The following is a 14106-nucleotide window of genomic DNA, read 5'->3' as shown; positions in this document are numbered from 1 at the left end:
GGAGCTCCTCATGGGTCGGACAAGGTGCGCGCTCCAACGATTCCGGGGCGGTAGAACCCCAGCTACTACAAGTCCCGTGCTCTGCCCTGCGCGGGATTGCTACAGAACTGGATCAGCGAACGCCGAGCAGGTGCTCCATCGCCAACTGGTCCAGCTTCTCGAACCCGAGACCGCGCTCGGCCAGCGCTTCCCGGTCATACTTCTCGGCGCGAAGATCGGCCAGACTCTCACCCTCGGCCAGGGTGGGTTCGGCCAGCTCCGCGACCCGGGCCGCGGCCAGTGCCTCGGCCACCTCCGGGTCGGCTCGGAACGCGGCGACCTTCTCCCGCAGGATCAGGTAGTTCCGCATACATCCGCGCGCGGTCTCCCAGACGCCTTCCTCGTCCTCGGTCCGCGGCGGCTTGTAGTCGAAGTGGACGTAACCGTCGTACCCGGGCTGTCCTTCGGAGCCCTGCAGGACATCGACCGTCCAGAAGGCCTCGCGCAGGTTCCCGGCACCGAACCGCAGGTCCTGGTCGAACCGCGGACCGTGCTGCCCGTTGAGGTCGATGTGGTACAGCTTCCCGTGCCACAGCGCCTGCGCGATGCCGTGCGCGTAGTTCAGCCCGGCCATCTGCTCGTGGCCGACCTCGGGGTTGATGCCGACCAGCTCGGGATCCGCGAGATCGTTGATGAAGGCAATCGCATGCCCGATCGACGGCAGCAGGATGTCACCGCGCGGTTCGTTCGGCTTCGGCTCGATCGCGAAGCGGATGTTGTACCCCTGCTCGCGCACGTACGCGCACAGGATGTCCATCGACTCCTTGTACCGATCCAGCGCGGACCGGACGTTCTTCGAGCCGCCGGACTCCGCACCTTCGCGACCGCCCCAGAGCACGTACGTCGACGCACCCAGCTCGGCCGCGAGGTCCAGGTTGCGGAGCACCTTGGACAGGGCGTACCGGCGTACCTGGCGATCGTTGGCGGTCAGGCCGCCGTCCTTGAAGACCGGGTGGCTGAACAGGTTCGTCGTGGCCATCTCGACCACGATGCCGGTGTCGGCCAGGGCCTTGGTGAACCGCTCGAGCACCTGCTGCCTGGTCCCGTCGTCCGGTACGAGGTCGTCGTCGTGGAACGAGATCGCGGCGGCACCGAGCTCCGCGAGCTTCTCGACCGCGTGCACCGGATCCATCGCGGGACGGACCTCGGTCCCGAAGACGTCGACGCCCTGCCAGCCGACCGTCCACAGACCGAAGGAGAACTTGTCGTCCCTAGTGGGAGTAAAGCTAGTCATTCAGGAATCTCCTGCCATTGTCGTGACGTCGAACTGGCCTCGACCGCGGCCAGCACGCGCTGGACCTGCAGCCCGTCGGCGAACGACGGAAGCGGATCGACGCCTTCGGCGATCGCGGTGACCAGGTCGACGACCTGATGGGTGAACCCGTGCTCGTAGCCGAGCAGGTGGCCGGGCGGCCACCAGGCAGCGACGTACGGGTGGACGGGTTCGGTGGCGAGGATGCGGCGGAAGCCCGCGGTCCTCGAGTCTTCGGTCGCGTCGTAGAAGTGCAGGAGATTCATGTCTTCGAAGTCGAACGCGAGGCTGCCGAGGCTGCCGTTGATCTCGATCCGGATGGCGTTCTTCCGACCGGTCGCGAACCGGGTCGCCTCGAAGACCCCGAGTGCGCCGGAGCGGAAGGTCGCCAGGAACACTGCCGCGTCGTCGACCGTGACCGGTCCACGCTCGGTCCCGGCCGTACCGGCCAGGCCCGAGTGCTCGGCAGCGACGGGACGCTCCTTGACGAACGTCTCCAGTCGGGCACTGACCTCACCGATGGTGTCCCCGGTGATGAATTGGGTCAGGTCGATGATGTGCGCGCCGATGTCACCGAGCGCGCCGGAACCGGCCTTCTCCTTGTCCAGCCGCCACGACAGCGGCGCCTCCGGGTCGGCGATCCAGTCCTGCAGGTACTGCGCCCGGACGTGCCGGATGGTTCCGAGCTTGCCCTCGGCAACGAGCTGGCGGGCCAGTGCGATCGCCGGCACCCGGCGATAGGTGAACCCGACCATCGACCTGATCCCGTTGGCCGCCGCCGCGTCGGCCGCGGCGGTCATCGCCTCGGCCTCCTCGACGGTGTTGGCCAACGGCTTCTCGCACAAGACGTGCTTGCCGGCTTCCAGGGCGGCAATCGCGATCTCGGCGTGGCTGTCGCCCGGCGTGCACACGTCGATCAGCTGGACGTCGTCGCGGCCGAGCAGCTTGCGCCAATCGGTCTCGGTGTCCTTCCAGCCGAGCTTCGTCGCGGCCGCGGTGACGGCCTCGGCGTTGCGCCCACAGAGCACGTTCATGGCGGGGTTCAGCGGCAGGTCGAAGAAACGCGGCGCGCTCCGCCAGGCCTGCGAGTGGGCCGCGCCCATGAACGCGTAGCCGATCAGGCCGATGCCCAGGTCAGTCATAACTCTCCTATCAGCTCTCGAATGCCGTCGGCAGGTCCGTCATAACCCTCTTCTTTTAGCTCTCGAATGCCGTCGGCAGGTACTGGTCGACGTTGTCTTTGGTCACCACCGGGGCGAACAGCTGGACGGTGCGCGGCACCTCGACCTCCACCAGGTCGCCGAGGGCCTTCTTCTGCACCAGCAGCCGGGCCAGCCGGATCCCGTCCGCGCCCTGCGTGGAGGGGTAGATGACGGTGGCCTTGAGCAACGAGTTGCCGGACTTGATGTCCCGCATCACGTTCGCCGAGCCGGCCCCACCGACGACGAAGAACTCCTTGCGCCCGGAGTTCTTGATCGCAGCCATCACACCGACACCCTGGTCGTCGTCGTGGTTCCAGATCGCGTCGATCTTCGGCGCCGCCTGCAGCAGGTTGGTCGCGGCTTCCTCGCCCGACTCCACGGTGAACTTGGCGGCGACGCGGTTGTTCACCTTCAGGCCGCAGTCGGCGAGTGCCTCCTTGAATCCCGCGCTGCGCTCCTGAGTCAACGGCAGCGAGTCGATCCCGGCGATCTCCCCGACCACCGCGTCCTTCTTGCCCTTCAGCTGCTCGCAGATGTACGTGCCGGCCGACACACCCATCCCGTGGTTGTCGCCGAGGACCGTCGTCCGCGCGGCGAACGGGCTGTCGAACTCCCGGTCCACGTTGATGACGGTGATACCGGCCTGCATCGCCTTGGTCGCGACCGCGGTGAGCGCGGCACCGTCGAACGGCAGCAGGACGATCGCGTCGACCTTCTGGTTGATGAAGGTCTCGACCTGGCTGATCTGCTGGTTGGGGTCGTTGGTGCCGGCGGCAACTTGCAGCTCGACGTCGGGATACTTCTTCGCCTCCGCCTGGGTCGCCTTGGTGATGGCACTCATCCAACCGTGGTCTGCGGCCGGCGCGGAGAAGCCGATCTTGACCTTCTTGCCGGGCTCGTCGTTCTTGCCGGCGGCCACCGCCTGCGTCGCGGTGTTCGCGTTCTCGTCGGCCTTCGGGGTGTTGTTGGTGCAGGCAACGAGCGCGAGCACGCCCATACCCGCGACGACGGTGCCGATCACAGTTCGGGCGGAACGTGTGGACATCCTTGTCCTCCTTCTCATGAGCTGGTGCTGCGTGCGGCCAGACGCTGCTGGAGAAGGACGGCGATCACGATGATCAGGCCCTTCGCCACTGACTGGGCGGAGATGCTGAGGTTGTTCAGGGTGAAGACGTTGTTCAGGGTGGTGAAGATCAGGACGCCGATGACCGTGCCGACGATCGTTCCCCGGCCGCCGGACAGCAGCGTGCCGCCGATCACCACAGCCGCGATCGCGTCCAGTTCGTACAACTGGCCGTGGGTCGCGCTGCCGGTCGTGGTCCGGGCCATCAACATCACCGCGGCGATCCCGCAGCACAGCCCGGCCAGCACGTACAGCGCGACCGTGTGGCGCTGCACCTTGATGCCCGCCAGCCGTGCCGCCTCGGCGTTGCCACCGACGGCGAAGGTGCGCCGGCCGAAGGTTGTCCGGTTGAGCAGCACCCACCCGGCCGCGGCGACCAGCAGGAAGATCCAGACCAGGACCGGTACGCCGATCAGCGAGCCCCCGAAGAAGTCGACGAACGAGTTGACCGTGATGATCTGGGTCCGCCGGTCGGAGATGAGTTCGGCCAGACCGCGGGCCGAAGCCAGCATCGCCAGCGTCGCGATGAAGGGAACGATCTTGCCGTAGGCAACGAGCAGTCCGTTGACCAGACCACAGGCGGCTCCGACCAAGAGCGCCGTACTGACCATGAAGATCCAGTGATAGTCGGCGGCCAGCTGCTGGGTGGCCAGCGTGGTCGCCCAGACCGACGACAGCGCGACCAGCGCACCGACGGAGAGGTCGATACCGCCACCCGTGATCACGAAGGTCATCCCGACGCTGACCACGCCGATCACCGCCGCCAACCGCAGAATCGTCAGCACATTGGCACCGGTGGCGAACGTGTCCCCGGCCGTGACGACGCCGACGATGCACAGCAGGACCAGTGCCACCACCAGGCCGAGGTTGCGTCCCAGGCCGCTCCTCAGCAGACTCGATGACGGCGGCGCCCCAGGCGGCGTTACCGTCGCCTGCGTCGAGGTCGTTGTGGTTGTTGTTTCGAGTGGTGCGTCCTCACTCACACCGCACTTCCTTCCATGACCAGGTCGAGGACCTGGTGTTCGTCGATGTCTTGCGCGGGCCCGATGTGGACAGCACGCCCCTCCCGCAGTACGACGACCCGGTCGGCCAGACCGAGCACTTCCTCGACCTCGCTGGAGACCAGCACGATCGCGACCCCGTTACCGGCCAGCTTGCGAATCAACGCATAGATCTCCGACCGTGCGCCGACGTCGACGCCACGCGTCGGCTCGTCGAGCAACAGCACCCGGCAGTCCCGCAGCAGCCAGCGAGCCAGCACGACCTTCTGCTGGTTACCGCCGGACAGGTTGCGCACTGGTTGGTCCACGCCGGCCGGGCGGACATCCAGTGCCGTGGTGAGCTCCGCGGCGGCCTCGCGCTCGGCTCGGTTGTTCAGGAATCCCCCGCTGGCAAAGCGCTGCATCGTAGAGACCGTGATGTTCTTGTACACGGCCTCGTCCAGCAGCAGCGCCTGACTCTTTCGCTCCTCCGGCGCCAGCCCGACGCCGGCTTTGACAGCGGCCTGCACGCGACCCGGCCGCAGCTCCACGCCGTCGACCTTGACCGATCCGGTTGCCTGCCGGCGAGCGCCGTACACGGTCTCCAGTACTTCGGACCGCCCGGATCCGACCAGGCCGGCCAGGCCGACGATCTCGCCGGCGCGGACGCTGAAGCCGATGCCGGCGAACTCGCCCGGCCGACTCAGGTCGTCCACTTCCAGTACGACGGGCGCCGTAGTGACGATCTCCTGGCGCGGCGGGAAGACGTACTCGATCGAGCGGCCGGTCATCAGCCGGATGAGTTCCTTGGTCGGCGTCTCGTGGGCATCGAGGCCGGTGGCGACGGTGGCGCCGTCCTTCAGCACGGTGACGCGATCGCCGATCTCGCGGATCTCCTCGAGCCGGTGCGAGATGTAGACCACGGCCACGCCGCGCTCGGTCAGCCCGCGGATGACGCGGAACAGGTTGCCGACCTCTTCGGAGTCGAGGACAGCGGACGGCTCGTCCATCACGATCAGGTGGGCGTCCCGCGACAACGCGCGAGCCATGCTGACGACCTGCTGACCGGCCGCCGGTAGCGACCCGACCGCCCGGTGGACCGGGATCTCGCCGTGCCCCAGGCCGGTGAGGATCTCGCGGGCCCGGGTGTTGGCGTCGTGGGTCCGGCTGAAGCCGAAGCGGGACGGTTCGTTGCCGAGAAAGATGTTCTGGGCAACGGTCAGGTCCGGGACCAGGTCGAGCTCCTGGTAGATCGCCGCGATGCCACGCTGGATCGCCGCGGTCGGCGAGTTGAGCTGCACCTCGGCACCGTTGATGTGGATCGTGCCAGCATCCGGTTGGTGTGCTCCGGTGAGTACACGGATCAGCGTGGACTTGCCGGCGCCGTTCTGCCCGAGCAGGCACAGCACCTCACCGGCCCGCACATCGAGGTCGACGCCGTCGAGCGCCCGTACGCCGGGGAACTCCTTGACGATGCCGGTCATTCGCAGCAGCTCGCTCATTGCGCCACCCCGGTCTCGGTCCGGCCGATCAGGGTCGGATCGACGAAGACCTGGTCGAGCGAGATCTGGGCGCCACCGCGGACCGCCGCGGCGAAGCCGAGATCGGACTGGACCACGCGGCAGCCGCCGCCGTCCGGCGCGATCACCCGCTCGCGGATCGCCTTCTCCAGCGGGTCTTTCAGCCACGGCCCGAGCACGGCGAAGTAGCCGCCGAGCACGAGCACGTCCGGGTTCAGGATGTTCACCAGGATCGCTCCCCCAATTCCCAGCCAGGTGCCGACGTCCTTCAGCGCGGTCAGTGTCCGCGCATCCCCCGCTTCGGCCCGCCGGGTGATCCCGGCCAGCCGTTGCTCCACGTCCAGGGACGGATCTCGCACCGGGTCGTCCCTGTCCGTTGCCTTGTGCAACAGTGCGGTCAGCCCGACGACCGTCTCCCAGCATCCGGTCCGGCCGCAGCCGCAGGTCCGGCCGGGTGGCGCGACCGGCATGTGCCCGACCTCCCCGCTGTACCCGTGCCCGCCGCGGAGCAGATGCCCGTTCGACACCACTCCGCCACCGACACCGACGGCACCGGTGAGAAGGACGAGATCCTGCACCTGGTCGGTGTTCCGGACCTCTGAGTACGCCGCGAGCGCGGCGAGGTTGGCTTCGTTGTCGACGTGCAGCGGGTACGACGGATCGCCTAGCCGAACGCGCATTTCCTGCGTCACCGACACCTCGCCCCAGCCGAGGTTCGGTGCGAGCTTCAGCTCACCGGTATCGACCTGGACCAGGCCGGGCACGGCGAGTGTCACCCCGGCGAGCTGTCCGCCTCGCGCGGCGACGGCCGCGACCGCTTCCCCGACCAGGTCGGCCAGGCGGTCGAGCGTCGTACCGGGGTCGAGGTGGGCGACGTCGAGTGGGACGCGGCGCTCCAGCACTGGCTCGCCGGTGAGGTCCAGGGCGGCGACGGCGAGGTAGTCGACGTTGATCTCGGCCCCGACGCCGCAGACGCTCGTGCCGTCGAGCTCGACCAGCTGACCGGGTCGGCCGAGGGCTCGGGTCGAGTCGGCCGGGCCTTCGCGGAGCAGGCCGCGCTCGACCAGCTCGGCGACCAGGCTGCTGACGGTGGCCTTGTTCAGGCCGGTGTCCGCGGCGATCCGGGCGCGCGACCGCGGTCCGAGGTCGCGGACATGCCGCAGCACCACGGAGAGGTTGTTCCGCCGGAGCGAGACGTGGTCGGCGGCGACACCTCGACTCCCCGGGCGACTGCCGTCGGTCAACGTCATGCGGACACCCCCTCACCAGACTTTGTCTGTTGAGCCAACAAACTAAGTTTCGGCAGGATTACCGTCAAGGGGTTGCGACCATCACTTTCTTGCAAGAGTCTGTTCAGGAATTTCCTCCCGCCCCCACAGGAGTCCGCCCATGAAGCTGTCTCGCCGTACCCTCCTCGCCTCGACCGCCGCCGGCGCCACCGCCGCCGCGCTCGGGACCCTCCCGCAATCCGCTTTCGCTGCCAGCGGCCCTGGTGATGTCGTTGGCAAGGTCACCGTCGGTTACCAAGGCTGGTTCGCCTGCGCCGGCGACGGTGCCCCGATCAACGGTTGGTGGCACTGGAGCAACAACTGGGGTCAGCCGCCGTCCCCGACCAACACCGCGATCGTGAGCTGGCCGGATGTGCGCGACTACACCTCGACGTACCAGACGGCGTACTCGAATCTCGGCAACGGACAGGGCGCGCGCCTGTTCTCGTCGTACGACCAGCAGACCGTGAACACGCACTTCCAGTGGATGCAGCAGAACGGCTGCGACACGGCCGCACTGCAGCGGTTCAACCCGACCGGTGGTGAAGGACCGACGCGCGACGCGATGGCGGCCAAGGTCCGGCAGGCCGCCGAGCAGTACGGTCGCAAGTTCTACATCATGTACGACGCCACCGGCTGGACGAACATGCAGTCGGAGATGAAGGCCGACTGGACCAACAAGATGCAGGCCTACACGTCCTCATCGGCGTACGCGCGCCAGAACGGCAAGCCGGTCGTGTGCATCTGGGGCTTCGGGTTCAACGAGGCCAACAAGGCTTTCTCGGCGTCGGTCTGTCTCGACGTGATCAACTGGTTCAAGGGCCAGGGCTGCTACGTGATCGGCGGGGTGCCGACGCACTGGCTTCCTGGCAACGAGGATTCGCGGGCCGGTTACCTGGACGTGTATCACGCGTTCAACATGATCTCGCCGTGGATGGTCGGCCGGATCAGCGACGTCGCCGGCGCGGATCACTACTACAACAACGTGAATCAGCAGGACCAGGCCGACTGCAACGCGCACGGGATCGACTACCAACCGTGTGTCATCCCGGGTGACCTGCAGTCCGGGCATCGGCACCACGGAGACCTGATGTGGCGGCAGTTCTACAACCTCAAGCGCGTTGGTGTGCAGGGTTTCTACATCTCGATGTTCGACGAGTACAACGAGGGCAACCAGATCGCGAAGACCGCCGAGACCAGCGCGTGGGTGCCGGCCGGATCGGGCATCCGCGCCTTGGACGAAGACGGTACGGCGTGCTCGGCGGACTACTACCTGCGGTTGACCAACGACGGCGGACGGATGCTCAAGGGGCAGATTCCGCTGACCGAGGTCCGGCCGACGGTTCCGATGCCCAGTCAGGGCGCGGGCGGCGTGATCTTCTACCAGCACATCGATTACGGCGGTGCCGCCGGCGTAGCGCTTGCCAAGGGCAACTACACGCGAGCACAGCTACAGGCCGCCGGCGTACCTGACAACTGGGCTTCCTCGGTGAAGGTGCCGGCCGGTTGGACCGTGACGATCTTTGCCGACGACAACTTCGGTGGCCAGTCGTGGGTGCGCACGGCCGACACCCCGAACTTCGTTGCCCTGTCGCCGAACGCCAACGACCAGTTGACGTCCTGCCGGATCTCCTAGTTCCTGGTGATGACTAGAACAGCTCCATGCTGTCGGAGGCTGCCGAGATGACCGGGTTCTCCAAGTAGAGACGGCAGGCGATCGCGTGGCCGGCGCAGGTGAGCAGCGCCGGCCCCGCGGCGTCGACCACGCGGTACGCGACCGGGTGCTCGCAGCGTTCGACGGCGCCCTCGTTCGCGCGCTCGCAACCGAGGACGTGACAGGTGACGGTCTCACCGACGTTCATCAGGGTGAGGCCGTGCTCCGGGCAGACACCCCAACCGACACCGCAGGCCTGGCCTTCGTTCGCGGCCAGGCGAATCAGCTTGCCGGCAGTGACTTCCAGTTCGTTCGCGATCGTGCGGAAGGTGCTCGCCGCTTGGTCCAGGTCGCGGCGGAAACGCCGCAGCTCAACGGTTTCGGGCATACCTCGGGTCGCGGCCTGCAGGTTCTCCGACAGGGCCATCGCGGCGACGGCGATCTCGTCGACCCGCACGGGGGTGTTGAACTCACCCAGCGTCGCGCCGTTCGGGACGCGCGGGCGGTCGCGGACCTCGGTGGTCCAGTCGCCGAGCGGCTTCGCGTCCGGTGACTTACCGTTCTCGACCGCCTTGCCGTTCTCAGCAGGTTTGTCGTTCTCAGCCGCCTTGCCGGTCTCGGGCTTCCCGTTCTCGACGGGCTTGCCGTTGTCGGTCGGCTTCCCGTTGTCGGTCGGCTTCCCGTTGTCGGTCGGCTTGCCGTTGTCGGTCGGCTTGCCGGTCTCGGCGGGCGGTAGCGGGATCTCGGCGACCTGCTGGTCGGCCTGCCAGTTCTCGCCGGTCGTGCCGTCGGCCGGTGGGATCACCACATCGTCCACCGGCAGCCGGTTTCCCTGCGCTGTCCGCCCGTTCATGCAGCCTCACTCGTCAAGTGCCTGGCCATGGCATTTTTTGGCCCCATGCGCGTCCCCCTGAAAGTACCTCCGCTGGCCGATGGTGCCATGCCTGCGGCGCCCGAGACCAGAGCAAATGACATCGCGTCACTCACCGCTCCCCCGACCTTGCACACCGCAACAATTCACCCCAGATAAACCCAGCGTTCCCTACCCGGAGTCGACCGAATCACACGCTGCGCGTTCCTCAACGAGGCTTTAACATTTCCGCACGGACGGTCACCGGGGACGTCAGTCCGTAGCAGCGAGGCGCTCGCGGAGGAACTCGACCACCCGCGCGCGAGCCGCGAACGCCGAGTTCGGCGGGTTCTCCCGGACTTCGGCGGTGAGCACCGAATGCGCGCCGCGCCCGTACCCCTCGGCGTTGCCAGGCGTGGAGTCGAGCTCGATCACCTCCAGCGCGTCACCCAGTTGCGCACGCAACGTGTCGAACCGGGTGGTCGGTGACATCCGGTCCTCGCTGAACCGCAAGCCGAGCACGCACAGTCCGTCGGTGTGCGTGCGCTCCTTGATGACGTCGAGCTCGGCCTCCGACAGCCCCGGATCGCGGCGCAGCCGCGCGGTGACAGGGAACGGCGTCGACGGCTGGCTCAGCACCGGCGCGTTCACCACGTCCTCGACAGCCGTCGCGAGCGCGAACCCGCCGGTGAAGCACATCCCGATCACCCCGACCCCGTGTCCCGGCGTCCGCGCGGCGAGGTCGGTCGCCACGGTCCGCAGGTACTGCGTGATCGGCCGCTGGGCGTTCGCTGCGAAGCACCGGAACTCTTTGGAGACACACAGTCGTACGAGCGTCCCCATCGCGTATCCGGCGCTCTCAGGGCGTCCCGGCGTACCGAACGGCGAAGGAATGACGACGGTGAACCCTTCGGCGACAAGGTGCTCGCCCAGCCCGAGCACGCCGGGCGTGAGACCGGGGATCTCCGGGATCAGTACGACGCCCGGCCCCTCGCCCTTCTCGAAGCAGTCGTAGGTCAGGCCGGCACCGCTGAACGGCGCTCGCCGCCAACCGGCCAGATCAGAGTCCGCAGCCGCAATCATGGCCACGAGCTTAGGGTCAAATCCTGGACGACGCGCACGCAGTACGTGTTGACGCAATGACGGACCGTCAGCGCCCCGAAGATGGCTGAGCGTGTGGGCAGGACCCGTGACCGAATTGCAGCTTTTGACATCTTCGGTGCCGGTCAGACTGGACCAGACCTCTGACATACTCCGGCCACTATCACTCTGAGGCCCTTGGGGGGGTCCCCTTGTCCGTCCGCCCTGCTCTTTTACTGCGTCTGGGCCTGCCCGCAGCCCTGGCCGCAGGCTCGCTGGTCGTCCTGACCAGCTCGTCCGGCAGCGCCGCTGAACCCGGCGCGTACCGCCCGCCTTTCACCCATCACCACACCGCCGCGAAGGCCGAGTTCGAGCCCAACGCGGTGATGGTGAAGTTCAAGGCGAAGACCACGACCTCGGCCCGGAAGGCCGCGGTCTCGAAGTTCGGTGCGACCGCCGAAGACTCGGTGACGTCGAGCGTCGTCAGGCTCAAGGGAACCGCCTCGGCGCAGGACCTTCTGAAGAAGGCCAAGGCCGACCCGACCGTCGAGCTGGCGTCGCTGAACTACCAGCGCCACCTGACGGCGATCCCGAACGACACCTATTACAACGAGGACCAGAAGACCTACTTCAACACGATCCGGATGCCGCAGGCTTGGGACGTGTCCAAGACCACCGGTGACACCCAGATCGTCGCGGTCCTCGACACCGGCGTCGACGCCGGTCACCCCGATCTGGCCGGGCACCTGGTCGCCGGCTACAACGCGACCTCGCCGAACCGCGGGCCGATCGACGACAACGGCCACGGCACCATGACGCTCGGCATCATCGCCGCCGCGGCCAACAACAACACCGGCGTCGCCGGTGTCGGTTGGAACGCGAAGGCCATGCCGGTCAAGGTTCTCGACTCCGAGGGCTCCGGGTACGACGTCGACATCGCCGAAGGCATCGACTGGGCCGTTGCCCACCACGCCAAGGTGATCAACATGTCCCTCGGCGGCCCGGGCGACAACGAGGTCCTGCACAACTCGATCATCAACGCGGTCAACGCGGGCGTCGTCGTAGTAGTTGCCGCTGGCAACGAAGGCAACGACACCCTGCAGTACCCCGCCGCCTACCCCGAATCCATCGCGGTCGCCGCCACCGATGCCGCCGGCCAGCTGACCAACTTCAGCTCCTACGGCGACTGGGTCGATATCGCGGCCCCTGGCTGGGACATCCTCAGCACCGGCGTGCGTTCGATGACTCCGCCCGGCTACTTGCCGTACTGGTACTGCACCGGCACATCCTGCTCGGCGCCGATCGTCTCCGGTATTGCGGCATTGGTGAAGAACAAGTACCCGACGATGACTGCGCCACAAGTGGCTCAGTGGCTGAAGACGCTCGCTCGGGACGCCGGTCCGCGTGGCATCGACCCGTACTACGGCGCCGGGATCGTCGACGCGTACGCGGCTCTGGGCGGCAAGTGGACCACGGACTTCCCGGTCGGGACGGACGGCAACGAGCAGCCTGCGCACGCGCTGACGATCACCCCGGAGATGAGTCCGATCCAAACGTTCTTCGGTGTCGAGGGTGACGTCGACTGGTACGAGGTGGACTCGGACACCGCTCGCACTCTCAAGGTGACCTTGACCGGACCTAGCTTCGATTGCGCGTCTGTTCCGAACATCGGGCCCCGGGTCGACGTGTACAACGACCAATTGATCTCGCTTGGGCACGCGGTGAACCCGTACCCGACGACACCGATCGATCCGGTCACCGGATGCAATCGAGCCACGGAGCTGTCCGCGACCGTGAACGCCAGTGCGGAGGCCGGAAAGAGCATCTACATTGCCGTACGCAACGACAACGGATCACGCGACAACAACCGGCCGTACAAGTTGTATGTCTCGGCGGATGGCGCCGGATCGACGCCGGCCGGGACCGACTACCCAGTCAGGAATGTGGCGCCGACGGACCTGTCCACGTACGCACTGGCGTCCACGAAGCCAACTGTGGGGTTCGCGCGGCCGGTGACGGCCGGAACGGTGTCGGATACGACGGTTCGCTTGCTGAACGGGAAGACCGGCGCCTCGGTCGGGGCGACCGTCGACTACGCGACCGACCTCAACATGGCGACGATTACGCCGACCGCGCCGCTGTTGGACAACACGCCGTACAAGATTGTTGTCAGTGGGGTGGAGGGCGCTGATGGTGTCGCGATTGCGCCGTTCAGCAGTGTGTTCTCGACGGCGAACACCGCGCCGCAGCCGGTCGGGACCTTCGACGCGACCGGTGCCTACCTGGCCGCGAACCTGTCCTGGAAGGTGCCGGCGCCCACCGACCTCGACCAGGTGATCGTTCGGCGGAACGCCGGGAGCAAGGCGCCGTCGATCAACACCGGCACCTTGGTGTACGCCGGGACCAAGTCGTCGGTGAAGGACACCGGCCTGGCGCAGGGCGTCACGTACACCTACGGCGCGTGGGTCAAGGACCGCACCGGCCTGGCCAGTCCGGTCGCGACCACGCAACTGCTCGGGATGAAGACCGGGATCCGGATGTCGTCGACGCTGCTCAACTACGGCGACTCGGTGACGATCAAGGGCAGCACGGTGCGGATCGACGGCGCCGCGTACCCCGGGTTGGTGAGCAACCTGTACGTGCGGCCGAAGAACTCGACCAAGTTCACGTTGCTGGCCGCGCTCAAGGCGTCGTCGACGGGGACGAGCAGCTTCGTCCACAAGCCGGCCGTGTCGTCGGTCTACATGCTGACCTTCCCCGGCAACGCCGACCTGATGGGGACCCGGACCGTCGACGTCACCGTCGAGGTGGCACCGGCGATCTCCGCGACGCTCACGCCGGCGACGATGCCGCTGGGCAAGACGACAGTCCTGAGCGGGTATGTCACTCCCGCGCACTCGGGCAAGCCCGTGTACCTCCAGCAGTACGGGAACAAGGTCTGGAAGTCGATCGCCTCGGTGAAGCTGAGCTCGACGGGCAAGTACGTCTTCAGCATGAAGCCGGCCGTCCGCGGCAAGATCGCCTACCGGGTATGGTTCCCGGCTGACGCCGACCACGCCCAGGCGTACTCCGCCGCCAAGGTCGTCACGATCAGCTGACCAGATTCACCTCGGCGCGATGCCGCGGTCGCTTCGACCG

10 protein-coding genes are annotated in these 14106 nt (G+C 67.2%); 2 read left to right on the top strand and 8 right to left on the bottom strand.

Going from position 1 to position 14106, the window contains the following annotated elements; all coding sequences use genetic code 11:
- Window positions 1-112: 112 nt before the first annotated feature.
- From xylA to ACWF4Z_RS21780, 6 genes are read right to left on the bottom strand one after another with little or no spacing between them, the layout of a single operon-like run.
- Window positions 113-1273, bottom strand: coding sequence for a xylose isomerase (gene xylA / locus ACWF4Z_RS21805; RefSeq protein WP_452244936.1), 1161 nt, complete (start codon window positions 1271-1273; stop codon window positions 113-115).
- Window positions 1270-2433: a Gfo/Idh/MocA family protein gene (locus tag ACWF4Z_RS21800; protein WP_452244935.1), complete on the bottom strand. Its 1164-nt coding sequence runs from the start codon at window positions 2431-2433 to the stop codon at window positions 1270-1272. The genes xylA and ACWF4Z_RS21800 overlap by 4 nt, the downstream gene beginning before the upstream one ends.
- 55 nt (window positions 2434-2488) lie before the next feature.
- Window positions 2489-3538: a substrate-binding domain-containing protein gene (locus ACWF4Z_RS21795; protein ID WP_452244934.1), complete on the bottom strand. Its 1050-nt coding sequence runs from the start codon at window positions 3536-3538 to the stop codon at window positions 2489-2491.
- Between the two features lie 14 nt (window positions 3539-3552).
- Window positions 3553-4599 (bottom strand): ABC transporter permease, encoded by a 1047-nt coding sequence (locus tag ACWF4Z_RS21790; RefSeq protein ID WP_452244933.1) that lies wholly within the window; start codon window positions 4597-4599, stop codon window positions 3553-3555.
- Window positions 4596-6098, bottom strand: a complete 1503-nt coding sequence (locus ACWF4Z_RS21785) for a sugar ABC transporter ATP-binding protein (RefSeq protein ID WP_452244932.1) — start codon at window positions 6096-6098, stop codon at window positions 4596-4598. The genes ACWF4Z_RS21790 and ACWF4Z_RS21785 overlap by 4 nt, the downstream gene beginning before the upstream one ends.
- Window positions 6095-7366 (bottom strand): ROK family protein, encoded by a 1272-nt coding sequence (locus ACWF4Z_RS21780; RefSeq protein WP_452244931.1) that lies wholly within the window; start codon window positions 7364-7366, stop codon window positions 6095-6097. The genes ACWF4Z_RS21785 and ACWF4Z_RS21780 overlap by 4 nt, the downstream gene beginning before the upstream one ends.
- Window positions 7367-7505: 139 nt before the next feature.
- Here ACWF4Z_RS21780 and ACWF4Z_RS21775 point away from each other — a divergent pair, with 139 nt between their 5' ends.
- Window positions 7506-9020 (top strand): lectin, encoded by a 1515-nt coding sequence (locus ACWF4Z_RS21775; protein WP_452244930.1) that lies wholly within the window; start codon window positions 7506-7508, stop codon window positions 9018-9020.
- Between the two features lie 13 nt (window positions 9021-9033).
- Here the strand turns inward: ACWF4Z_RS21775 and ACWF4Z_RS21770 are convergent, their stop codons facing one another.
- The gene (locus tag ACWF4Z_RS21770) at window positions 9034-9891 is read right to left on the bottom strand and encodes a hypothetical protein (protein ID WP_452244929.1); all 858 of its coding nucleotides are present in this window, start codon (window positions 9889-9891) and stop codon (window positions 9034-9036) included.
- A 270-nt stretch (window positions 9892-10161) separates the two neighbouring features.
- A complete protein-coding gene (locus ACWF4Z_RS21765) occupies window positions 10162-10971 on the bottom strand; it encodes a dienelactone hydrolase family protein (protein ID WP_452244928.1) in 810 nt (269 codons plus the stop codon).
- A gap of 209 nt (window positions 10972-11180) precedes the next feature.
- Here ACWF4Z_RS21765 and ACWF4Z_RS21760 point away from each other — a divergent pair, with 209 nt between their 5' ends.
- Window positions 11181-14066, top strand: coding sequence for a S8 family serine peptidase (locus ACWF4Z_RS21760; RefSeq protein ID WP_452244927.1), 2886 nt, complete (start codon window positions 11181-11183; stop codon window positions 14064-14066).
- Window positions 14067-14106 lie beyond the last annotated feature (40 nt).

The organism is Kribbella sp. NPDC055071 (genome assembly GCF_053608045.1).
This window is presented reverse-complemented; position numbering and strand designations above follow the sequence as displayed.